This is a genomic window from Tenacibaculum xiamenense (genome assembly GCF_964513065.1).
In the GTDB taxonomy this organism is placed as follows: Bacteria; Bacteroidota; Bacteroidia; order Flavobacteriales; family Flavobacteriaceae; genus Polaribacter; species Polaribacter xiamenense.
In genome coordinates, this window is record NZ_CAZEQU010000005.1 from 291853 (window position 1) to 314319 (window position 22467).

22 protein-coding genes are annotated in these 22467 nt (G+C 30.3%); 15 read left to right on the plus strand and 7 right to left on the minus strand.

The window, feature by feature from the left end; genetic code table 11:
- Positions 1-2: 2 nt before the first annotated feature.
- The 9 genes from ACKTTV_RS01550 (at position 3) to ACKTTV_RS01590 (ending at position 9001) form a co-directional block, all read left to right on the plus strand.
- Positions 3-902 carry a DMT family transporter gene (locus tag ACKTTV_RS01550; protein WP_408029041.1) on the plus strand — a complete coding sequence of 300 codons (900 nt, stop codon included), beginning with the start codon at positions 3-5 and terminating at the stop codon, positions 900-902.
- 31 nt (positions 903-933) lie between these two features.
- Positions 934-1800: a YicC/YloC family endoribonuclease gene (locus ACKTTV_RS01555; RefSeq protein ID WP_408029042.1), complete on the plus strand. Its 867-nt coding sequence runs from the start codon at positions 934-936 to the stop codon at positions 1798-1800.
- A gap of 3 nt (positions 1801-1803) precedes the next feature.
- Positions 1804-2409: a guanylate kinase gene (gmk, locus tag ACKTTV_RS01560; protein ID WP_408029043.1), complete on the plus strand. Its 606-nt coding sequence runs from the start codon at positions 1804-1806 to the stop codon at positions 2407-2409.
- A gap of 7 nt (positions 2410-2416) precedes the next feature.
- Positions 2417-3004 (plus strand): nicotinate (nicotinamide) nucleotide adenylyltransferase, encoded by a 588-nt coding sequence (gene nadD, locus ACKTTV_RS01565; protein ID WP_408029044.1) that lies wholly within the window; start codon positions 2417-2419, stop codon positions 3002-3004.
- 146 nt (positions 3005-3150) lie between these two features.
- The gene (locus ACKTTV_RS01570) at positions 3151-4185 is read left to right on the plus strand and encodes a M12 family metallopeptidase (protein WP_408029045.1); all 1035 of its coding nucleotides are present in this window, start codon (positions 3151-3153) and stop codon (positions 4183-4185) included.
- 241 nt (positions 4186-4426) lie between these two features.
- On the plus strand, positions 4427-5170 hold the full coding sequence (locus tag ACKTTV_RS01575; protein ID WP_408029046.1) for a hypothetical protein: 744 nt from the start codon (positions 4427-4429) through the stop codon (positions 5168-5170).
- An 84-nt stretch (positions 5171-5254) separates the two neighbouring features.
- Positions 5255-5482: a hypothetical protein gene (locus tag ACKTTV_RS01580; RefSeq protein ID WP_408029047.1), complete on the plus strand. Its 228-nt coding sequence runs from the start codon at positions 5255-5257 to the stop codon at positions 5480-5482.
- Positions 5483-5873: 391 nt separating this feature from the next.
- Positions 5874-6932 carry a M12 family metallopeptidase gene (locus tag ACKTTV_RS01585; protein WP_408029048.1) on the plus strand — a complete coding sequence of 353 codons (1059 nt, stop codon included), beginning with the start codon at positions 5874-5876 and terminating at the stop codon, positions 6930-6932.
- Between the two features lie 116 nt (positions 6933-7048).
- Complete coding sequence (locus tag ACKTTV_RS01590) at positions 7049-9001, plus strand: phosphatidylinositol-specific phospholipase C domain-containing protein (protein WP_408029049.1); 1953 nt, start codon at positions 7049-7051, stop codon at positions 8999-9001.
- Positions 9002-9900: 899 nt separating this feature from the next.
- Here the strand turns inward: ACKTTV_RS01590 and ACKTTV_RS01595 are convergent.
- From ACKTTV_RS01595 to ACKTTV_RS01625, 7 genes are all read right to left on the minus strand, one after another.
- Positions 9901-11058 carry a hypothetical protein gene (locus tag ACKTTV_RS01595; protein ID WP_408029050.1) on the minus strand — a complete coding sequence of 386 codons (1158 nt, stop codon included), beginning with the start codon at positions 11056-11058 and terminating at the stop codon, positions 9901-9903.
- A gap of 151 nt (positions 11059-11209) precedes the next feature.
- Positions 11210-12364, minus strand: a complete 1155-nt coding sequence (locus ACKTTV_RS01600) for a hypothetical protein (protein WP_408029051.1) — start codon at positions 12362-12364, stop codon at positions 11210-11212.
- A gap of 543 nt (positions 12365-12907) precedes the next feature.
- Positions 12908-13813: a hypothetical protein gene (locus ACKTTV_RS01605; RefSeq protein WP_408029052.1), complete on the minus strand. Its 906-nt coding sequence runs from the start codon at positions 13811-13813 to the stop codon at positions 12908-12910.
- The gene (locus ACKTTV_RS01610; RefSeq protein WP_408029053.1) at positions 13749-14147 is read right to left on the minus strand and encodes a hypothetical protein; all 399 of its coding nucleotides are present in this window, start codon (positions 14145-14147) and stop codon (positions 13749-13751) included. The genes ACKTTV_RS01605 and ACKTTV_RS01610 overlap by 65 nt, the downstream gene beginning before the upstream one ends.
- Before the next feature lie 99 nt (positions 14148-14246).
- Positions 14247-15029: a LytTR family DNA-binding domain-containing protein gene (locus ACKTTV_RS01615; protein WP_408029054.1), complete on the minus strand. Its 783-nt coding sequence runs from the start codon at positions 15027-15029 to the stop codon at positions 14247-14249.
- Positions 15030-15163: 134 nt separating this feature from the next.
- Complete coding sequence (locus tag ACKTTV_RS01620; protein ID WP_408029055.1) at positions 15164-16039, minus strand: LytTR family DNA-binding domain-containing protein; 876 nt, start codon at positions 16037-16039, stop codon at positions 15164-15166.
- Positions 16040-16105: 66 nt separating this feature from the next.
- Positions 16106-16801: a LytTR family transcriptional regulator DNA-binding domain-containing protein gene (locus ACKTTV_RS01625; protein WP_408029056.1), complete on the minus strand. Its 696-nt coding sequence runs from the start codon at positions 16799-16801 to the stop codon at positions 16106-16108.
- A 542-nt stretch (positions 16802-17343) separates the two neighbouring features.
- On the opposite strand from ACKTTV_RS01625, the gene ACKTTV_RS01630 reads away from it, so the two are divergent.
- The 6 genes from ACKTTV_RS01630 to ACKTTV_RS01655 all read left to right on the plus strand — a co-directional run bounded on the left by ACKTTV_RS01630 (position 17344) and on the right by ACKTTV_RS01655 (position 22357).
- Positions 17344-17877 (plus strand): RNA polymerase sigma factor, encoded by a 534-nt coding sequence (locus ACKTTV_RS01630; RefSeq protein ID WP_408029057.1) that lies wholly within the window; start codon positions 17344-17346, stop codon positions 17875-17877.
- A gap of 331 nt (positions 17878-18208) precedes the next feature.
- The gene (locus ACKTTV_RS01635) at positions 18209-18916 is read left to right on the plus strand and encodes a hypothetical protein (protein ID WP_408029058.1); all 708 of its coding nucleotides are present in this window, start codon (positions 18209-18211) and stop codon (positions 18914-18916) included.
- A gap of 832 nt (positions 18917-19748) precedes the next feature.
- Positions 19749-20597: a hypothetical protein gene (locus ACKTTV_RS01640; RefSeq protein WP_408029059.1), complete on the plus strand. Its 849-nt coding sequence runs from the start codon at positions 19749-19751 to the stop codon at positions 20595-20597.
- 264 nt (positions 20598-20861) lie between these two features.
- On the plus strand, positions 20862-21425 hold the full coding sequence (locus ACKTTV_RS01645; protein WP_408029060.1) for an RNA polymerase sigma factor: 564 nt from the start codon (positions 20862-20864) through the stop codon (positions 21423-21425).
- A gap of 6 nt (positions 21426-21431) precedes the next feature.
- Positions 21432-21809 carry a hypothetical protein gene (locus ACKTTV_RS01650; protein ID WP_408029061.1) on the plus strand — a complete coding sequence of 126 codons (378 nt, stop codon included), beginning with the start codon at positions 21432-21434 and terminating at the stop codon, positions 21807-21809.
- 104 nt (positions 21810-21913) lie between these two features.
- Positions 21914-22357, plus strand: a complete 444-nt coding sequence (locus ACKTTV_RS01655) for a hypothetical protein (protein WP_408029062.1) — start codon at positions 21914-21916, stop codon at positions 22355-22357.
- Positions 22358-22467: the final 110 nt, after the last annotated feature.

The following is a 22467-nucleotide window of genomic DNA, read 5'->3' on the forward strand; positions in this document are numbered from 1 at the left end:
TAATGAATTCAAGAATATTAGCGTTAATTGCAACATCAATTGCAACCATTATTTATGGAATTACTTTCACAGTAGCAAAAGAAGTAATGCCTGTTTATATAAAACCTTATGGTTTTATTGTGTTAAGAGTTGGAGGAGCCGTTACTGTTTTTTGGGCAATTGGTCTTTTTCTTAAGAAAGAGTCAATAGAGAAAAAAGATTTTAAACGAATTATTATGGCTTCTTTCTTTGGGATAGCATTAAATATGTTAACCTTCTTTAAAGGCCTTAGTTATACAACACCAATAAGTGCATCAGTAATGATGGTAACAACCCCAATTTTGGTGATGATTTTTGCTAGTATAATTTTAAAGGAAAAGCTATTCCTAAGAAAAATTGCTGGAGTAGTAATTGGTCTAGTAGGAGCAGTAATATTGATTCTTTACGGAAATGCAGGTGGAGGTGATGCAAAAAATATGATGATAGGTAATTTCCTTGTCTTCGTAAATGCGGCTTCCTATGGTTTGTACTTGGTAATTGTGAGAGATATTATTCAAAAATACAATCCAATTGTTTTTGTAAAGTGGTTGTACCTCTTCGGGTTTCTAATGGTTTTACCATTTGGTTGGGCTGAGCTATCTGAGGTTGCATGGCAAAGTATGCCACCTAACATATACATGAAAGCTGGTTTTGTAGTAGTTTTTGCCACTTGTATAACCTACTTGTTTAACTTGTTTGCATTATCAAAACTAAAACCAACTACAGTAAGCGTGTTTATTTATTTACAGCCAGTTATAGCATCTATTTATGCCTTGCTTGTTGGGAGTGATACCGTAAATACTATAAAAATTTTGGCAACAGCACTCATATTCACTGGTGTATACTTAGTTAGCAAGAGAGCTAAGGTAACAACCAATAAATAAATGTATCTTTGCACCCAATAAAATTGAAATTATGATCCATTCAATGACTGGGTACGGTAAATCTATTTTACAATTACCTACCAAAAAAGTGACAATTGAAATAAAATCACTGAATAGTAAAACACTAGATTTAAATGCCCGAATGCCTTCTTATTACAAAGAAAAAGAACTTCAAGTAAGAAAAAGGCTAGCAAGTAGTTTAGTAAGAGGAAAAATAGATTTTTCAATTTTTGTTGAAATTACCGCTGATGAAACTTCAACTACCGTAAATAAAGGTGTAGTGAAAGAGTATATGGATCAGTTAAGAAATATTGTTCAGTCTGGAACTAGTGACGATGTTGAGCTTCTTCATATGGCAATTAAAATGCCAGATGCCCTAAAAACAGAAAGAGAAGAATTAGATGAAGATGAATGGAAGCAAATTGAAGAAGGAATAGATAGTGCTGTAAAGGAAATCGTTCAATATAGAATTGATGAGGCAAAGTCTTTAGAAGAAGATTTTAAACAGAGAATAGCAAACATTAAGCAAGGTTTAGTTGATGTAGAAAAGTTGGATACAGAAAGAATTGAACATGTTAAAACTCGGTTGAAAAAAGCCTTAACAGAACTTGAAGCAGAGGTTGATGAAAATAGATTTGAACAAGAACTTATTTATTATTTAGAGAAGTTGGATATTAACGAAGAAAAAGTTCGTTTAGCAAATCACTTAGATTATTTCTTGGAGCAATTGGCAACCCCAGATTCTAACGGTAAAAAATTAGGGTTTATCGTTCAGGAAATAGGAAGGGAAATCAACACAACAGGATCAAAAGCGAACTATGCACCGGTTCAGAAAGTTGTGATTCAAATGAAAGACGAATTAGAAAAAATAAAAGAACAAATTTTAAATATATTATAAAGAATGGCGAAAGATTTTCAGGGTAAATTATTTGTGTTTTCAGCCCCTTCTGGTTCGGGGAAAACTACAATTGTTCGTCATCTATTGGCTCAAGAACGTTTTAATCTTGAATTTTCAATTTCAGCAACTTCAAGAGAACCGAGAAGCAATGAAAAAGATGGTGAAGATTATTATTTTATCACCAAGAAAGACTTCAAGAATAAAATTAAGGAAGATAAGTTTTTAGAGTGGGAAGAGGTTTATAAAGATAACTTTTATGGAACTCTCAAAACAGAGGTAGAACGAATTTGGGCACAAGGAAAGCATGTTATTTTTGATATTGATGTGGTTGGAGGATTGAGAATTAGAGATAAGTTTCCTGAACAAACTTTAGCTGTGTTTGTGAAACCGCCAGATATTAATGAACTTATTAGAAGACTGAAAGAACGAGGTGAAGAAAGTGATGAGAAAATTGCGGCCAGAGTAGCGAAGGCTTCTGTTGAGTTGGCTACTGCTCCTCAATTTGATAAAATTATCAAAAACTACGATTTACAAGTGGCTCTTCAAGATGCTGAAGATTTAGTGGATGAGTTTTTAGGATTGAAGCCAGTTAAAAACGAAGAGAATTAAGCTAAAAATGGATAAAAAAATTGGGTTGTATTTTGGAACCTTTAATCCCATTCATGTTGGGCATTTGATCATAGCAAATCATATGGTTGAAAATTCTGATCTGGATGAAATCTGGATGATGGTTACTCCTCATAATCCTTTTAAGAAGAAGAGTTCCTTGCTTGACAATCATCATCGTTTGGAAATGGTGTATTTAGCAACTCAAGAATACGATAAAATTAAACCATCGGATTTTGAATTTAAGCTTCCACAACCTAATTATACCATAAATACGTTAACACAACTTTCTGAAAAATACCCGGATAAGAAGTTTAGCTTGATAATGGGTGAAGATAATTTGAAGAGTTTTCATAAGTGGAAAAACTATGAAGCTATTTTGGATGATTATCAGGTGTATGTATACCCGAGAATCTCGGAAGGTATTGTTGAAACGCAGTTTGACAATCACAAAAAAATTCATAGGGTTGAGGCTCCGATAGTACAAATATCTTCTACCATGATTAGAAACGGTATCAAAGAAGGAAAATCAATTAGACCGCTTCTTTCAGATGCTGTTTGGAAGTATGTTGATGATATGAATTTTTATAGGAAATAAACGTCAATAAAATATCTTATTTTATATAGAAAACAAAAGGTTTTGTCATTTGACAAAACCTTTTGTTTTCTCAGTTGTCTACTTTTTTCTTTTTTGTACTTATAAATATATAGCAGAATATTATAATTAATTTTAAATCCTTAAGTATGAAAAAAGTATTTTTTTTAGCAGGCTTATTAGCAATAATGATGTCATGTAACGAAGATGATACATTTGAAGAAAACAAAGTTGAAGAGGAAGCCTTAAATTCTACGCATACGGAATTAGCCTTTCCAAACCGATTAGGCCCATTAAAAAAAGGGTTCTTTGAAGGTATGGAAATAACCTATGAGATAATTGATGGAGAGTATGTTTTGGGTGGAGATGTGATCTTGCCTAAAGAATTAGTATACGATTCAGAGGATGACTTTTTTAAAAGTCAAATCAATCGAAAAACAAATATGAAGTCTGTAGGTCTAACAACGAACCGATGGCCTGAAAACACAGTGTATTATAAAATAGATGAAGACTTGCCAGAAAGTTCTAGAGTTACAGAGGCTATTGATCATTGGAAAGAAAAAACAAACCTTGTATTTAAAGAAAAACAAACGTCTACAAAGAATTACATTTATTTTACAAAAGGATCGGGTTGTAGTTCTGCTCTTGGTATGAGAGGAGGTATGCAAACAATTAAGTTAGGGTCAAGTTGTACTACAGGGAATGTGATACATGAAATAGGTCACGCAGTCGGTTTGTTGCACGAACAGTCAAAAGTTGATAGAGATGATGATATTGCAATTTGGAAAAACAATATAAAAGAAGGCTATGAACATAATTTTGAAACCTATGATGAAAGAGGTTATGAAGGTGAAGATTATACAGAAGGAGTAGATTTTGGTTCTATTATGATGTATTCTTCTTATGCTTTTTCTAAGAATGGTAGGCCTACTATCGTAAAAAAGAAAGATGGTAAATATTATTCTTTTAAGACACAACGAAATGGGCTATCTGAAAAAGATATTGAAGGAATAAATAAAATGTATCCTGGAGAACAATCAAATACCGTGACTTATGTGACTGGGCAGTATTATACCATTAATGGATTGAAGGTAAAATACTGGGCTGGTAAATGGCTTTACTGGAGTAAAACGAGAGGTTGGGTTTATCTTGTATTAAAAGATGGCAAATGGTATTATGCTTAAAGTTATAAAAATACTTTGAGAGCAAAAGTTTCTTTTAACGCAAAAGTGTGTATGTTGGGTTGTAGCCTACTACACACTTTTCTTATTTAAAAAATCTAGTATAAAATGGTTAGTTTTTCTTGTGAGTATAAGTAAAATAGGTTTTTGGTTAAGTGAGGTTGTCCACCTTTTTTTATTTAAGTGCTTATGCTAGTGTAAAAGGTAAGTATAGTAATTTTTGGTAGGTAAACCTTATGGAAAAATGAGAAATGTGTTTTTAATATATGTAGTTGTCGTTGGAATATGTGCTTGTAGTCGTCATAAAATGAATACAGAAAAAATTGGAAGAGCTGTGAGTTTAAGTTATGTAGTGAAGCCAAATTTTAATTATTTCCGTGAAAAGGGTGGTAAAGAAAAATATGATGGTGAAAAAAAGCTAGCTGTAAATTTATTTAACGACTCTTACTGGGAAAAGGCAGTGACGTTAAAAAAGAGTATAGATAACTTACAAAGTCTAGATTTAAATAATAAGGTGAGTAAAATTATTGTAGCAAAGGGTACTGTTGCTATTTGTTACGATTCTTTAAATTATAAAGGAGTTTGTTTAATTAAACCGAGTACGGTAAAAAATACCTTAGGTATACTAAACAATAAGGTGAGTTCTATTCAGTTAATGGAGGAGCCTGAAGGAGTGCTTTTTTGTAATAATAAAAATTTAGTAAATGATTACGCTAATAAGTTTAAACCCAAAGTTTTTGGTGTAATTGATGGTGTTGAGCAAAGATCTTGCTTTTATAAAATGTCTTTTGTTCAAGCTGTAGGTCAAAACAAGCTAAGTTCTATGTACATAGGGCCAGGCTATAAAATAGAATTATTTAAAAACGATAAAGGAAGTGGAGAGGTATTAACTTACAGTAGTTCTAAAGATCGTGGAAAAGCAATATTAAAGTTGCCGCCTGATTGGAATAATGCCGTCTCATCGGTAAGAATAACAAGGTTAGATTAATTTTTTTTTAAAAAACGTCCACTTTTTCTGTTTTAAGCGCTTATATATATGAAGATGAGTTTAAAGTATAATACCTTTTTTAAAATGAAGAAAGTAATAGTTTTAATTTTTGTGATAAGGGTGCTGTTTAGTGGCGAAAGTTTTGATGTGGGTAAGGTTTTAAATAAGCAAATATTATGTTTTAAGGAGAAAGGTGCTAGAGTATTTATGATTTCAATTATTAATAATGATGAGAGTTGTTATGTTGATAGAGAGGTTTGTGTTTTGCGTGGAAATAAGTCTCAATCGAAGGTTGAAGCCGTTAGTGTGTAAAGTTATTTAATTTGTATAAGTCCCCCTCTTTTCCCTAGTTGATTGATAGTGTGTGTGGTTTTGCACGTTGTGTATTATTATACACACTTCTTTTAAATATAAGTTGGAAATGTTCGATTAGTTATTTATAACCCAATTAGATTTTTAGGAAGCGTGTAATTACTTGCATGGGTTCTGTATTCACGCTTTCTTTAATCTATGTGATAATGTTAAGTTGAAAAATGAAAAACATATTAGTTGTTTTTATAAGCTGTATAAGTCTTTTGCAGATGGAAGCTCAAAAAGGCTATAATTGGTTGAAGGGAAATGATGTCCACTTTTTTTCTTTTTTGCGCTTATAGGTATGTAATAGATTTTATAATATAAAGTTTTAATCTAAAATCACTTAAGAATGAAAAGAATAGTTTTTTTAGCGGGTTTACTGCTAACAATGATGGCATGTAACGAAGATGATACGTTCGAAAGTAATAATGTTACTGAGGTGAAATTAAATTCTGACAACGTGGAATTGGCTTTTCCAAATCAATCAGGTCAATTAAAAAGAGGGTTCTATGAAGGTAGGCGAGTTGCCTATGAAGTAATTGATGGAGAATATGTGTTAGGAGGAGATATCATCTTACCAAAAGAATCTGTTTATGATTCTATGGAAGATTTCCTTCAGAACCAACCACGTACAAGTAACCGAGTGAAATCTGCCGGATTAAAAACAAACCGATGGCCTGATAATACTGTGTATTATAAAATAGATGAAAACTTGCCAAAAAGTTATAGAGTTACAGACGCTATTGCTCATTGGGAAGAAAAAACAAACCTTGTATTTAAAGAAAAACAAACTTCTACAGATAATTACATTTATTTTACAATAGGAAAGGGGTGTAGTTCTCTTCTTGGTATGAGAGGTGGAATGCAAAAAATTTGGTTAGCGTCAGGTTGCACTACAGGAAATGTAATACATGAAATAGGTCATGCCATAGGATTGTTTCATGAGCATGCAAAAGCAGATAGAGATGATGATATTGTAATTATGGAAGAGAATATAAGAGAAGGTTTTAAACATAATTTTGAAACCTATGTGGAAAGAGGTCGTGAAGGTGAAGATTATACAGAAGGAGTGGATTTTGGCTCTGTTATGATGTATTCTTCTTATGCTTTTTCAAAGAAGGATGAGAATGGTGAAAAACTACCAACAATACTTAAAAAGGAAAATGGAGAGCTTCATACTTTTCGTAAACAAGGAAAAGGGCTATCTGAAAAAGATATTGAAGGAATAAATAAAATGTATCCTATTAACACTTCCAATACATTCAACAATTCTTATGTAGTAGGAAACTGGTACTACGTTAATGGGATATATGTGGAGTATTTGGGTGATAATGTTTTCGGACTTTGGTGGTGGCAGACGTACTACAAACTTAAATTAATAGATGGAGGGTGGCAGCAGATAGCTTAGTAAATAGAATGTTAGTAGGTTAATGTTTTTTAATTGAAAGTTTTCGTTAGAATAGAAAGGCAGCATAGGTTTTGTGTAGTTTTATGATAATATACATTCATTGTTAATCAAGTAAAATGAAAAAAAAATATAAGTATGCGTATAGTTGTTTGTTAATTTTAATATCAACAGTATACCAAATAGCGGCACAAAGTGGGAATAATTGGATGTCGAAAGTTGATGGCAATAAGAAAATTACAGAAATTACTATTCCTGGAACACATGATAGCGGTTCAAGGGCAGTAGATGTTTTTGGTTATGCTGGCTTAGCTAGAAATTATGCAAATCAAACACTTAGCTTTAAAGAGCAGTTAAATGTTGGTGTTCGTTTTTTTGATATAAGAGTGCAAGCGGATCCCATAAATTTCACAAAATTTGGTGATCCTCAGATAGTGCATGGGGTTATTGATTTTAAAACTAGATTTAGAAAGGATGTCATGAGCGCGATGAAATCTTTTTTAAAGGAAAATCCTTCTGAGTTTGTTTTTTTATCAATAAAAATTGATGATGGGAATGAAAGTAACGCGGAAAATCAGCTGAAATATGTGATGGAGGATAGTGAATTTAGTAGCTTGTTTTATAATGGAAATAAAAGATTTTATTCATGGCCAGCGTTGAAAAATGTTAGAGGTAAAATAATTGTCGTGAACAGAACGAATGGGAGTTTTGGGGTTAAGATAAATGTGAAATATAATACCACAGCAGCAACAGCGAGTAATTTCCCTCCAATTGAAGTGCAGGACTATCATAACCTAGGGTCAGAGGATTATCTCGACAATAAATTCGATGTTATAAAATCTTTTATCGAAGAGGCGCATGAAGATGATGGAAGAAAACTCTTTGTTAATTTCAGCAGTGCTTATTATAAAGATATTATAACAGGAAAAATATTACCTGAAATACTCGCAACAGCAGAGTATATAAATCCTGAACTCAATCAATATTTAAATATAACGAATTATAATAGATGGGAAAATATAGGGATTTTGGTAACTGATTATATTACTCGCGAATTGAGTGAGTCAATTTATATGACAAATTTTGAACGTAATTCAATAGTTGATTTATATCAACATGCAGGATACAAGGGAGAAATTATGCGTTTATATAGTTCAAGTGGCTATGTAGTTGATTTTAACGATCGTGCAAGTTCTATAAAGGTATTAAAAGGCTATATGGCAGTCTGTTATTACGAAGCAGATTATTCAGGAGCGTATTTAGTAATTCCTAGCGAAAATGATGATAGCAATTTAACCACACCTTCGTGGGATGGGCGTAGTTTCAATGACGCAATTTCTTCTGTTAAAATTATGAAAAAACCAAATGGCGTATTGTTTTTTAAACGACCTTATTTGGAAGATCATACAAACAATGGGGGGCAACCTTATGTGTTTAATACTAGGTATAAAAATAAATTACACAACTCAATGAAATGGGGGTACACTTTTCAAAGAGAAGTAGGTGATAATAATTTAATATCAATGTATATAGGAAAAGGTTATAAGGTTATTTTATATGAAAACAAGGATTGGACGGGTAAAACCTTAACGTTCTATGCTAAGAGTTATGATAGAAGAATTAATGATTTAAATAAGTGGGGGTGGAGAGATCGAGCTTCATCTGTAAAAATTGAAAGAGTTACGAGTGTTTTAAGCAGATCACAAAATGAGAATAATTTTTCAGAAGATGATGCGGTTTCTGGATATGAAGAAATTACTACTCCGTGTGCAAAATTAGACGAAGGTGTCGAGGATTCTATGGTAAAAAGTGATATGTTTAGCTTTAAAGTAGCACCTAACCCAGTCGTATCTGGTCAAATTACAATTATACCAGAAATAAATACAGAGGAAACCGTACTGGTTGAAGTTCTTGGTAGTAATGGGGTTGTACTGAATAAAAAAAAGTTAATCTTTAGAAAGAATGAACAGGCAAGTATATCGATAAATAAAAATTTACCATCCAGAGTATATTTTTTAAAGGTAACTATAAAAAACAATAATACAATCATTAAAAAAATCATTAAAAATTAAAAGTTAAGTGTTTAAATTAAATCCTATAGATGATGGAGTTCGGGGGAATCTAATATCTAATATAGGTGAAAACGGTGTGCTTAAATAACTAAGCACACCCGTTTAAAGTGAAAATTAATTAGTATAGAAAAGTGCGATTGTTTGAATAAAAAAATGCTTATGATAAGTTTTGGGTAACTAAAAATTGCTGGTAAAAGAAGGGTAAAAAGGTGAACAAAAGCAAGGGAAGTTGGGGAACTTCTCTTGCTTTTAAGTTTTACCTAAACAATATGATCTGGATACAAGAAAATTAAATCGCAGTTTTAGTGTTTTTCGAAGAAAAATGTATCGAAAATAATTGATTTTCGTTATTAAAAAGTTTTTTGACACAAAAATAGTATAGATTTTTAGCTCTGTTAAAGGCAGGGCTATGGAAGGAAAAAGACAAAAACTTGGTTAAAAACAATTATTTTTAGCAACTTGAAAAAGTCTAAATGAGTTCTCGACAGTCCTTACATCTCAGTACTATTATAGTATTTATATACCAAGAAGATAGAGTTCTTAAGTTTAATTAGAATGATCGAATTTAATTTTGGTATTAGTGTTCTTCAATTTAGCAATATGGTTTTTATCCTGTGATATGATTTAGTAACAAAATGTTTGTCTTAGAGTTTGAGCAATCTGTTTTTTTGTTTGGTGAGAATAAAGAGGTATAAAAAACTAGCAAGTTAATATTTGAAATGAAACTTTTTTAATTTACGGTAGTTATAAGATAAGTAATAGGCTCTGAGTATAATTATAAAAATAAAACACTGCTTTGTTATTGTTATAATAAGTAGTGTACATTAACATAATAATTAAATAAAAAAGTACGCTATTAATTACATTCAGAACCCCCTAACAAGCTTTTTTTATTAAAGTTAGTAGCAAACGCTTCTTTGAAGATTAATATGCTCCGTACCAATAGGAGATTTAATCGTTAAATACCCTAAATGTTTCAGTTGAGAAAGAGGAATATTTAAATATTGGTAGTATGAATCTATAGAAAGCTCCTTATCTATTAGATTAAACTTAGATGTATAGGAGGTATCCCAAGGAGCAAATACGGTCTTTAGTAAGCTATAAGTAATGCTTCCAGTGGGGCGTATGGTAGCCCAAGCATTATAGGTGTGTAAGTCGTACATTTCGTATACAAGCATGAGTCCCGTTGCATTTTTTACTTTCAGTTCAAAATTATCGTTTGAATAATCATAGCTTTCAATAGGACTATAATATGTATTTGTATTATAAAAAATATGGTTAGTTTTTTGTTGAAAAGAAGGGTTAAACGGAATACTTGGAAGCAAATTTTGAAAAAAATCGGAAATATCAATGGTAACAGAAACTTTTCCAAACCAATTGGTGAAATTAGTTTGTCTTTTGCCTGTTGAAGTAATATTAATACCCGAAATACCAATCTTACTATGGTGAGGTAAACTAAATCTAACAATATCGCCTGAACAATTGGAATAATAGCGGTTGGCAATCGGTAAGTTACTAGTTAATTGCTTACTAGATTTGTAGTTGTAACGAATATTATTTTCAACGATATAAAAATAGGATGTGCTATTTTGTAAGTAGTAAGGGGTATGGTTTAAAGCAGGCTGATATTCTTTGCCATTTAAAAAATACTGGCCCCAAAAATACCCTTTTATCGAGTTAGGATTATGAATAACCTTGTTGTTAACTGTAATATAGGCGCATTCCGTTCCATTATTAAGTTGCTTTATATAATCAAATAAATGATGTATTGAATGATGGGTATGTTTTTCCAGGTCTTTTTTTTCTATATAATGTTTATAATTAACTTCTCTAGTAACAATGGAATGGTTCAAAATGGCACGATGATACTTGTTTTTCTGTGTATTTATTACTTGTGCCCCTAGCGCTCTTGCTTCTTCATATTCAGGTAATGTAGGTTCAAGTGAATTAGTTTCGTCTTGTATTGGGTTATTGGGTACTTCAGCTTCTTGGCAAGCAGTTAAGTTTAACAATAAAAATAAGGAAATACAATAGTGTTTTATTTTTAAAACTTTCATCTTATGATTAATTAAAATTTAATTAGTAAGTGATGAATACAAAAAAAGTGGACAGTTTTTAATAAAGATGTATTAATGATTTAAAATTAAAAAAACTACCTCAGAAGGTAGTCTTTTGCTTGTTAGGAGAAAATATGAAGAAAGAAGACATTTAGTTATAGCATTTGCGTTCTTGTTGATTAACATGTTTTGTGCCAGTTGGAGCTTGAAACTCTACGTAGCCAAGTAGTTTCGATTGCGAATTACTAGTACCCAAATATCTATAATAATCATTTAAATGAATCTGACCATCTTTTAAGTCAAATTGATCCGACCAATCGCTACTCCAAACGTTCGGATTCTTTTCTAATAAACTATAGGTAATGTTACCAGTTGCTGCTATTCCAGCCCATGTTTTGTATTTATGCTTAGCATAGGTTCTGTAAACGAACATCCACCCTTTGGCATTTTCATACCTTAACGTAAATGAATCGGTGAAAGAACGATAGGCATTTGTTGTTTGTGAATTTTCTGTTCTTTCTTCGAAATTTACAGTTTCTGATTTTTCAAATGATGTTTCAATATTTAGGCTCGGTAACAATTTTTTCATGAATTCGGGAATCCCTATTCCAGCACTGACTTTTCCTGCCCATTTTGTTGCATTTGAACTTCCGGAAGAAGTCGACCTAGATGTAGTTTTTGATATTCCTATTTGCTCTGTAAATGAGAGGGTAGAAATTGCCATACTAGATGTGCAGTTCTCATATGAAGTACTAGATATAGGTATCGGATCTGTATGACTTGTACTACTATGATAATTATATTTTACTCTTCCCTTTGGAAGATAGAAGTATTGCTTATTCCAACGCATCCAATGGTATATATCATTATAATAAGGTCGATATTCTTTACCATTTAACCAATATTGACCCCAGTAATACCCTTTTTGCGATTTAGGGTTGTGAATAACCTTGTTGTTAAGCGTAATATAGGCACATTCGGTACCATTATTTATTTTTTTTATATAATCGAATAAATGTTGTATTGAGTGTTTACTATGTTCTTCCAAGTCCTCTTTGGTCATATAGTGTTTATATGTAACATCATATGAGTATATAGAGTGGTAAGGAATACTTACTCTGTTACTTTCTTTTGGGTTCATAAGAACCCCCCCGTTTTTCATTACCTCGTCATATGTTGGTAATTTTTCTTCAGTCTGTTGTTCTTCAACTTTAGAGGCTTCATAAATATCTTCATCTTGATTACAAGAAGCAAAATTTAGAATTACTATAAATAAGATAATTTTTGTGAATGTTTTAAATTTCATTGGTCTAATATTTTAGATTTCATAGGTATAAGAAACCGGTACGATAAAAAGAGACAATTTTAATGTTATCAAATTGTTAATAAATAAGTGTTTTTGTTGTTTTTTTTATATTCATTCGCTTCTTTTTTTTGGTAATAGCAGGTTTTTATTTTGTTTTGTTGTTTTTTTTTAATTTTTTATTGTGCTTGGTTGCTAGTAGTGTTATATCATTTCCGATGTAAAATTACACAGATAAAAAAACAAGCATAGAAGTAGATAAGATGATGTTTTATTTTGAAGAATCAATAGAAAAGGACAATTTTTAATGAGTTGTTTTACGTCGGAAATGGTATTAAGGAACAGCCACTATGGTAAAGCTTCTAAAATAGAAAAACACCTCAGAAAATTATTTACTATGCTGAGGTGCATCAAAATATAAAGAAAACTGAACCAAACCTTTTCTTGCTGTTAACCTAACATTGTTACTATTGAATTTAAAGTGATCATTTGAGTGGGCTTTTAACAAGTTTCAAAGTGGAATCGATTTTCCGATATACAATTAAATTAATTGTCACAAGTTCCTTTATATTTCCATTTATATCTAGAGTTTTCAAGTACTACTTCAAAAATATATTGTCCTTTGTAAAGAATTCTATTTCCTAAAATATATTTTTTGGTACTATCAAAAGGAACGACATCACACTTAGTATTATAATTGGAACAAGTACCAATAGACCATGAATTCATTTTATAAGTGTTGTTAGCATTGTAAGCGGTGGTAGTTAAAAATTTATTAAAAGTGCTGCGTTTATTGTAATGACTTAAATAATCTTTAATACTAATTTTTTCTACTAGATTTGGACGATAAATTCCACCTCCAAAAGGCGTAAATACAACCTTGTCCAATACGGCTATAATTTGTCCGCTTGTTTCAAATTGTCCCCATTGTTTATATACATAATATATTGGTGTTTTTCGTACCTCCCAATTAGTAGGACCATTTTCTACTCTTATTTGCTGTTCCTTCGTCTTTGTTTCTGTTAGTTCGGAAGTGCTTTGTGTAGATTGTGATTTGGTAATTGAATGCTCGATTTTTCCTTTTACCTTAATACCAAGCAATAGTTTTTCCGCTAGCTTAGAACCATCCAATTCAATTTCCATACCTTTGTTTACAGTATTTGTGGTGCCTACAGTAATGGATTTACTTATACCTATTGTTTCGGTATAAGATACTTTCTGAATCGACATACCTGAGTGGCATGAATTAACAATTCCACTGTCGGATGTTCTAGCGTTTCCTGAGAATGAATGTGAATATACTGCTTTTCCTTTTAGGGTTGACTTAGCATATACGTCACTATTATCATCAAGCAAACGTTCATTTGCGTTGATAGCATTTTTACGTTTATCCCAACTTGTTGCGCTGTTTTGAACTATTTGCCCATTTATTATAAAAAAACAAGCAATCATAGCCAGTTCGTTCTTTCATGTAATCGAAAAAGTGAGAAATAGGTTTACCTGATAATAATTCAATGTTTTTCGTAGTAACTTTGAATTTTTTATAGGTTGTTGTTGTCGGAATAGAGTGCGGATCAGGTTGTAATAAATTTTTAACTTTTGATTTGTTTTGATTTTCAGAGAGCTTTACCAAAATGTTCTTAACTGGATAGTTTGCCAAATTCTTATTAGGTGGATAGGTAGTACGCCCTTCATTAATTTCAATAATCTCATCACTTTGAGCACACGATATAATATGCAATACCATAATTAACAAGCTAATGTGCCATATTTTTCTGTTTTTCATTCTTACTTAATTTAAAGGTTATATAATTAAGAGGAAATTATTATAAAAAAAGGACTTGATTATGTGTTATTTAATGGTTATGAAATGGTTAGCTAAATGTTATTGAATTGAAGAGTGTTCTTCTTTTTTTAGTTTTACTAAATCAGCTTTTTCTTTGGATACGGGTATAATAACATCGGGATCCAGTAATAAAACTTTATATTTTAAACCGTCGAACTTAATTCTTTTTATATAGGAGACATTAATAAAATATGATTTATGGCAGCGTATTATCGGTGAAATGTTTTTTATACAAAGCTCCACTTGGGCCATGCTCATACGAAGCGTATCTGTTTTAATGGTCAAAATTTCCGAATCTTTATATACGATGTTAACATAATGCCCCTGAGATTGTATGTAAATGCAATTTTCAACTGAAACAGTTAAGTTATCATTTTTATTTTTCCCAATAAAAACAATAGTATCATTGCATTTTTGGGCTTTTTTTAAAACAATTTCATGTCCAGCTTTTTTATCAAAGGTTTGCCCGATTAATGTCGTAAAGGCAATGGTAGCATAAATAAGTAGTGAAGTAGGAATCAAAAAAACAATTGCTTGCATGGCAAAATCATTAGGAATTTGATAGGTCTCATCTATTTTAAAATAATCCGTAAGAATTGGATTTACCAGCTTTATAGTAAATGAATAAGAAATACTAAAATTAACAATAATAAAAATGGAAATCATTTTTATATCGTCAAAATATGTCCATTTTCCTTTAGTGATTGTGTTTAATATATAAACGATAATTGATATAATAATCCCAGCATTAAATGAATAAACAGCAATAATAAAGTGTTGTATAATAGCAGAATGTGCTCCTAATGAAAAGGGTTTTGACATAAATAAAAAGATATAAGCAAAAACGAAGGTTAATACTCCAGTTTTTATCACTTGATACCTAGGTTCTAATCTGTGGTGTTCGTTAAAAATATAATGGAAAAACTTCATGCTATATAATATTATTATGGTTAAAATCAAGAATTAACAACATTGGTTTTTACTAAATTTAATTTCGCTTTCGAAATAGGAATTACGGTGGTTAGATTTTTTAATGAAATTTTATACTTTGAACCATCAAATTTAATTCGTTTTATATATAGGGTGTTAATAAAATACGACTTATGGCAGCGTACTATCGATGAAGTGTTTTGTAAGCAAAGTTGTACCTGAGTCATATTCATACGAAGTGTACTTTTTTTTATGATCAAATTTTCGGTATCGTGATATAGTATATTCACATAATGACCTTGCGATTGTATATAAATACAATTAACGGCTAAAATAGTTAATCGGTCTTGTTTATTTTTACCAATAAATGTAATTTTATTAGGATTTGCTTGGGCGGTTTTAATAATTTTTTCCTGGGTGGTTTTCTTGATAAAGGTAAAATTAAGAAGGCTTACAAAGCTTAAAACTCCATAAACTATAAAGCCTATGGTTATCAAATAAACAAAACTATCCAGGGCAAAGTTGTTAGGAATTTTAAAGGTATCATTAGTAATATAGCTATTTAGTAACGGGTTCAGTAGTTTAATTGTAAAAGGATAAGCAGTAATGTAAATTATAAATACAGAGAAAAACACAAGTTTTATATCGTCAAAGTAGGTCCATTTTAATTTTGCACGTAGCGCTAAAAAAAACACTACAAAACCAACAGTAATGGCTGAGATAAAGGAATAGCTAAAAACAACAGCATGTTGTATTATCGTAGGATGTTTTTTTAAAGAAAAAGGACTGAAAATAAATAAAAATAAATATGATAACATAAATACTTTAATTCCTGTTTTAACAGGAGGGTACTCGTGCTTAGGTCTATGATGTTCATTAAATATAAATTTTAGTAACCTCATATTAACTCAATTGTATGGATAACTATTTTACGCTTGGTTAGTTTGTTTTATTGATAAAGCCATAACTTATTTGGATAAAGCTTTTTCAATATGTGTTATTTTTTCTTTAGAAATAGGAATTAGGATTGCTATGTGTTTAACTACTGCTTGGTATTTTGATGCGTTTGAAATAATATTTTTTACATGTATAGTATTCACAAAATATGATTTATGACACCGAATGATGTATGGATATAACTCAACAAGTTGTTCAGTTTCATTCATGCTTAGTCGTAATGTTTTTGAATCAATTTTTGCGTTGAATTCATTTTTATAGACAATTTCAATATAATGTCCCAATGACTTTATATAAAGTAAGTTTTTTGCTCTAAGACTTAAATGTTCATTTTTATTTTTACCAATAAATGTAATAGAATTTAGGTTTTTCGTATTGTGGTTATTGTTTTTGTTTAAGAGAGTGTTCTTGAACTGTAGTTTTGTAAGAGAATAAAAGTTTAGCAAAGCATAAAATACCAAACCAGTAACCCAAACATAAACAATAGCTTTAAGGAGGAAGTGAGTGGGGATAATAAAGGTTTCGTTACGATGGAATACCTCATTGAGTAACGGATTCAAAAGTTTCACTGAAAAAACATGTCCTAAAGCATTCGTAATACTTAGCGTCAATGAAACCTGTAATATGTCATCGATATAGGTCCATTTTTTTCTTTTCCTGGGATGTATAATTATAATGGCAATAGAAAAAGAAAGTATAGCTATCAAGCAATAGCATGTAATAATAATATTTTGCGTAATAAATGAGTATTGTCCCAGAGAAAAGGGCTTAAAAATAAACAAAAAGACATAGGCCATTAAAAATGACATAATCACTGTCTTTTTGATACTATACCTTCTCTTAGAACTATGATGATCACTTAATAAAAAAGAGACAAATTTCATTTAATAACATGTGTTTTTGGCAAAAATATAAAAAATGAATAATTACCAAAATATTAATTGTTTTGTTTTGAATAATGTATTTTTTTAATTCTTTTTAGTATTAATAATAAGTTTCTTTTATTTTTTTTATACTCTTTTTAATCTTGAAAAAAAACAGTTTTTTATTACTTTATCATGAAACATATGAAATGTAAACTTTGTTTCATGTAATTTTAAAGCGTTGTTTTTCAGTAATATAGATAAAAAAAAATGAAAATATCATGTAAATGATGTAATATTTGTACTTCAATGGTACTACTCGATTTAATTTCAGGGAGCATTTTGATAATGCGATTGAAAGGTTTAGTAATTTTAAATTAAGTAGTATGGAGGGCAAGTTATGGAGACAGTTTATAAATGGAGAGTATCAAGCATTTGATTTTTTATACAAACAGTATCACTCTAAAATGTATAAATTTGGAATTAGGTATTGTAAAAATGAAGAACTTGTAAAGGATTGTGTACAAGAGGTCTTTATGTACATATATGATTCAAAGAATAATAAAAAGGTACCTGATAATGTTGGAGCTTATTTAAATAAATGTTTGAGGAATTTGATTTTCAAGAAAATGGAAAGTGAAAAAAGACAATGGTCTTGTTTGGATAATGTAGTTTCAACAATGTTTTTAATTGACTGTTGTGAAAAAGAACAAATTTTATTGGAAGATAGAGAGAAAAAAAAACAAAAAATGAACCAAGCATTAAGCATGCTTACTAATGATCAAAAGCAGTTGCTTTTATTAAAGTATTGTGAAGGAGTTAGTTACAGGGAAATATCAAAAGCTTTAAAAATTAAAGAAGATTCTGCAAAAAAACAAGTTTATCGACTTTTGAAAAGGATAAGAATAAAAACTGGATAAGGTCTTACTAACGGAAATTAGATACTTAGAATGTCCATGTTAAATATAATAACTAAATAACAATAATAGATCATTAATTAATAACAGTTGGCAGCTCAACTCGTCACTTCGAGTAAAATTATTTGTAATAAAATGGAGAATAGTTTTGTATCGAGAAGTCTCTACGTGAAATGGCGTTATCAATTCAACCCTCATAATTCAAAACTGAAAATGTAACACTCAATATTTAAAACTTAGAAATCTTAAGTGTTTGTTAATAAGCGGGGTATGATTTGATTTTTTAAAAAGTAAAACCTATATTCAACCATTGTTAAATTAAAAATTGAAAAAGATGAGTAAAACCTATGAAACAGGGCATTCAAAAAATGTAGCTAACCTTCAAAAACTTATTGAGCAAATATCGGTATATACTGCGTACAATCCGCCAGTAGAAAACTTAACAGTTGTAAGTTTAAATACTTTATATACCGATTCTTTAGCTTTGGTAAATGAAATAGAAGAAAAAAGAAGTGCGAACAAAATTGCTATTCACAATCGAAAACAAGCTTTTGAAAACTTAAAAAGTTTAACTACCAAAATTATTAATCATTTAGATATATTGAATCTAAAAAACGGTCAGTTTGAGCAAGCAAAAGCAATTAATCGATTAATCCAAGGATCAAGTAAAAAAGTAAAATTTGAAGATGAGGATGTTAAAACAGCTTCCACTTCACGTCAGTCATACACTCAGTTGGCTGATAATTTCTCAAAATTATTGCAAATATTAACAACGATTGATTCTTACATACCAAATACAGAAGAATTAAAGTTTGAAAATTTGTCAAGTTACCATGCTAACCTAGTAAGTACGACACAAGCAGTAAATCAAACCGAAGCGGTATTCAATACAAAGTTAATCGAACGAGACACGAAACTATATGCTGACAATACTGGATTGTATAGTATTGCACAGAATGTAAAGAAATACGTAAAAAGTGTATACGGAGCAAGTTCACAAGAGTTTAGTAATGTTTCTAAAATTAAATTTACAAGTAAATAGTAGTAATTCTTTACTTGAAATAAAAGTCAAACCCCAAGGATATAATCTTTGGGGTTTGGTTTTTTATTGATAATAAGATGATTCTTGTTATAAGTAATACTTTAACTTGATTAATTCCTGGTGGATAAACTCTTTATTCCTTAGTTGGTAATTTAATCTTTATATGAAAATCAAGGAGAAAGATTATGTGGCTATATCCTTTGAGAAATCAAACATTAAATAATAAACTTTTAAAGGATCATTATTAGAATTCAGATGCTCCTAGGAATAGGAGTGATAAAAATTATTTTTTATAGCTTTATCCAAAATAACCATCTCAAAATATAAAACTGCTAAGTCAAAATAAAATACTAGTTCCACAAAATAAAAATCTCCCAACTCAAAATTCAAAACTTTCAAATCAATTCATAAAACTAACAATCCAAAGTATATTTTTTGTAAAACAAAATATAAATAGAGTGTCCCAAAGTTTATAAATCTTAACCCAAGATTCAAAACTTATAATCTAATTTATAAAACTGGTGATCTAAAACATATATCAAGCGAGATAAAGTGTAAAGTGAGTATTCCAAAGTATATATGATTCGAAATAATTTATAAAGTTGATAACCGAAAGTATACAATTAATAACATAACACATAAAAATTGTAAAATAATATAAGAAGCTCTCCAGAAGGAGAGTTTTTTTATTTTTTTAATTGTTAAAGAACTTCCGTAAATACTGAGGTAGTTATGAATAACCAAAAATATTTTGAAAAAAAATAAACTTTTTTAAAACTTTTTAAAACCTCTTAGGTCAAAGAACTGATTAACTTTTAAAAAAATAGAAATTATGACTGTAAGATTTGTAAAAAGAAATGTGTACTTCCTTTCGTTTTTAGGTTTATTAGCATTAGCTTCTTGTGAGTCGAATGATTCGGAATTAACGCTTAACGATACGTTAACAACAGAGGAAGTTCAAAATGTAGTATTGGCAGATGATTATTCTTCAGATGTAGAAGATGTAATAGAAGATGACGCAGTAGTAACAGAAGTAGCTGGAAGAGGACACACACCTCCAAGTAATCACCCAGACTGTTTAATAAGAACTGTTGAAGAAACAACAAATGGGAAAATTGTAACCTTAGATTTTGGAGATGGATGTGAAGGAAGGCGAGGACGAATTTTTGCAGGTAAGATAATTATAGAATACACACGAGTTGACGGAACGTTTTCAAAAGTAGTAAGTTTTGAAGGGTTCTCTGTAAATGACAATGGAATTGAGGGCTCAGTGTCTGTGTCAAAAATGCAGGAGAATTCAAATGGAAATCCAGAGAGATCTTATGCTGTTGATATCACAATTAACTTGTCAACAGGTGAAACTATTACTAAAAAAGGAGAGAAAGTAAAAGAAATGATTGAAGGTGCTGATACCGATACAAGAGGTGATGATGTTTTCTTAATTACAGGTTTTTGGGAATCAGTAAATAAGTATGGAGAGGTTTTTAAAGCAACAATTACAACTCCTTTAAGAAGAGAGTATGCTTGTAAATTTATTGTAAGTGGAGTAGTTGAAATAACCAAAGGAGGAAACGATTATACGTTAGATTTCGGAGATGGATCTTGTGATAATAAAGCAACCATTACAGATGCCGATGGAAATACAAGAGAAATAACATTAAGAGAAAGACGAAGAAGGTAAGTAGTATTGGTGACAAACCCGTATTATTGAACAGAGTTTTGAAGGAACCTTAGTACTATTTAAAATTTAAAGAGTATTACATATAGTGTTAGATTAATTAAGTTGGTTTTAAGTTGTAAAGGTGTTCAAATAAATAATACGGGTTTAATTCAATAGTCAGTCAAATTTATACTGATTGTTGAATTAAAGTTGTAAATTAAGTGAATTACAGATAGTGTTGACTATTAGTAGGTTGAAAATGTAAATCCCCCATAAGTAGCCAGTATGAATGAAGCTGTTTTTATACAACAATTAACAAGTAAGAAACATAGAGAAAAAGCTTTTGCAAAGTTGTTAGATTTATATCAAGAACGTTTGTATTGGCATATTCGGAAAATAGTAGGAACTCATGAAAATGCTGATGATGTATTGCAGAATACTTTTATTAGAGTTTACAAGAGCCTTGAAAATTTTAAACAAGAAAGTTCATTACATACTTGGATGTATAGGATAGCTTACAATGAGTCTGTTAGGTTTTTAGAAAAAGAAAAGAAAAAGAACTTTTCGTCGTTACAAGATGTTAATGATCATTTTTTAAGCAATTTAAAAGGAGACCAATATTTTGATGGAGATGAAGCTCAAGTCAGATTGCACAAGGTTTTACAGCAGTTGTCGGAAAAACAGAAAAGGATTTTTCAAATGAAGTATTACGACAATCTAAAGTTTAGAGAGATTGGAGAGTTATTAGAAATGAGTGAGAATACAATTAAAACTCATTATTATAATGCGGTAAAACATATAGAGAAGAATATAACAGTAGTTGCGTATATAGAAAAAATTAAAGCATAGTTTGTTATGAACGAACAAAACAATAACTTTATACATCGAAATACATTGGATGTGAACTCAGAAAAAAAACATAAAGAAGATTTAGGTTTAGGACTTCCAAAAGATTATTTTGCCAAATCAAAACAGTCTATTTTGGATCAGACAGTTAATGAATCCAAAGGGGAAGTTGTTAGTTTATCAAGAAGAATATTTCTTTGGTCTTCTGTAGCTGTAATAGCTTTAATTTTAGGATTGGCCGTTATTAATCCTTTTAAAAGTAATATAGTTACTCAGGAGGGAGATATATTAATAGCAACGGTAATGGTCGAAGATGATGAGGTTGACGACTTATTAGATGAGTTTGTAAATGATGAATTGTTGACTGAAGAAGTGTTTACAGAATAAATAAATTGCCCTGCAATTAAAACTTTTTTGAAAAAGAAAGGTCAAAGAGGTATGATGTTTGCTTAAAAGATCATAACGAACAAATAAAAAGAACAGAGATACAAATGAAACGAATAAAAGGTTTATGGATAGTATTGCTAACACTTTTTTTAAGTGTAGCCAATATATATGCTCAAGATGATGTAGAAGGATTAGACCTTTCTAAAGAGCAGCAACAACTGCTCAAATCTCAGAAAGAGTTACTAAAAAAGAATAGAGAAGCTTTTAAAACATCACTAACTCCAGAGCAACGTGCAATTTTAAAGAATAATGCGCTGTCAAAGTCGGAAAGACAGACAGCTTTGAAAAAAACATTATCAAGTTCTCAGAGAAATATAATTGCGAAAAATACGGCAAGTGTTAAGCAAGCGAAAGCAAAGTTCAGAGCCACTTTGACGCCTAAGCAGAAGCAATTAATTCGTAAACGTCTTTCTAATAATAAAGGAAGAGCTAAAAAGAACATTCGTAGAAATGTTCGAAGAGCAAAGAATAAAAGAGTGAGAAATTAAGGTTGCTTATATAAGCAGTAAATTAAAGATATTAATAAAGAGGTTACCGAAGTAACCTCTTTTTCATTATAATGCTATTATAGTTTTTATTTTAATATAGTTAAAATTTT

Bases quoted from the DNA above. Each gene is read 5' to 3' on its own strand.
- ACKTTV_RS01550 (WP_408029041.1), top strand. From the start codon at position 3: ATGAATTCAAGAATATTAGCGTTAATTGCAACATCAATTGCAACCATT.
- ACKTTV_RS01555 (WP_408029042.1), top strand. From the start codon at position 934: ATGATCCATTCAATGACTGGGTACGGTAAATCTATTTTACAATTACCT.
- gmk (WP_408029043.1), top strand. From the start codon at position 1,804: ATGGCGAAAGATTTTCAGGGTAAATTATTTGTGTTTTCAGCCCCTTCT.
- nadD (WP_408029044.1), top strand. From the start codon at position 2,417: ATGGATAAAAAAATTGGGTTGTATTTTGGAACCTTTAATCCCATTCAT.
- ACKTTV_RS01570 (WP_408029045.1), top strand. From the start codon at position 3,151: ATGAAAAAAGTATTTTTTTTAGCAGGCTTATTAGCAATAATGATGTCA.
- ACKTTV_RS01575 (WP_408029046.1), top strand. From the start codon at position 4,427: ATGAGAAATGTGTTTTTAATATATGTAGTTGTCGTTGGAATATGTGCT.
- ACKTTV_RS01580 (WP_408029047.1), top strand. From the start codon at position 5,255: ATGAAGAAAGTAATAGTTTTAATTTTTGTGATAAGGGTGCTGTTTAGT.
- ACKTTV_RS01585 (WP_408029048.1), top strand. From the start codon at position 5,874: ATGAAAAGAATAGTTTTTTTAGCGGGTTTACTGCTAACAATGATGGCA.
- ACKTTV_RS01590 (WP_408029049.1), top strand. From the start codon at position 7,049: ATGAAAAAAAAATATAAGTATGCGTATAGTTGTTTGTTAATTTTAATA.
- ACKTTV_RS01595 (WP_408029050.1), bottom strand. From the start codon at position 11,058: ATGAAAGTTTTAAAAATAAAACACTATTGTATTTCCTTATTTTTATTG.
- ACKTTV_RS01600 (WP_408029051.1), bottom strand. From the start codon at position 12,364: ATGAAATTTAAAACATTCACAAAAATTATCTTATTTATAGTAATTCTA.
- ACKTTV_RS01605 (WP_408029052.1), bottom strand. From the start codon at position 13,813: ATGATTGCTTGTTTTTTTATAATAAATGGGCAAATAGTTCAAAACAGC.
- ACKTTV_RS01610 (WP_408029053.1), bottom strand. From the start codon at position 14,147: ATGAAAAACAGAAAAATATGGCACATTAGCTTGTTAATTATGGTATTG.
- ACKTTV_RS01615 (WP_408029054.1), bottom strand. From the start codon at position 15,029: ATGTCAAAACCCTTTTCATTAGGAGCACATTCTGCTATTATACAACAC.
- ACKTTV_RS01620 (WP_408029055.1), bottom strand. From the start codon at position 16,039: ATGAGGTTACTAAAATTTATATTTAATGAACATCATAGACCTAAGCAC.
- ACKTTV_RS01630 (WP_408029057.1), top strand. From the start codon at position 17,344: ATGGAGGGCAAGTTATGGAGACAGTTTATAAATGGAGAGTATCAAGCA.
- ACKTTV_RS01635 (WP_408029058.1), top strand. From the start codon at position 18,209: ATGAGTAAAACCTATGAAACAGGGCATTCAAAAAATGTAGCTAACCTT.
- ACKTTV_RS01640 (WP_408029059.1), top strand. From the start codon at position 19,749: ATGACTGTAAGATTTGTAAAAAGAAATGTGTACTTCCTTTCGTTTTTA.
- ACKTTV_RS01645 (WP_408029060.1), top strand. From the start codon at position 20,862: ATGAATGAAGCTGTTTTTATACAACAATTAACAAGTAAGAAACATAGA.
- ACKTTV_RS01650 (WP_408029061.1), top strand. From the start codon at position 21,432: ATGAACGAACAAAACAATAACTTTATACATCGAAATACATTGGATGTG.
- ACKTTV_RS01655 (WP_408029062.1), top strand. From the start codon at position 21,914: ATGAAACGAATAAAAGGTTTATGGATAGTATTGCTAACACTTTTTTTA.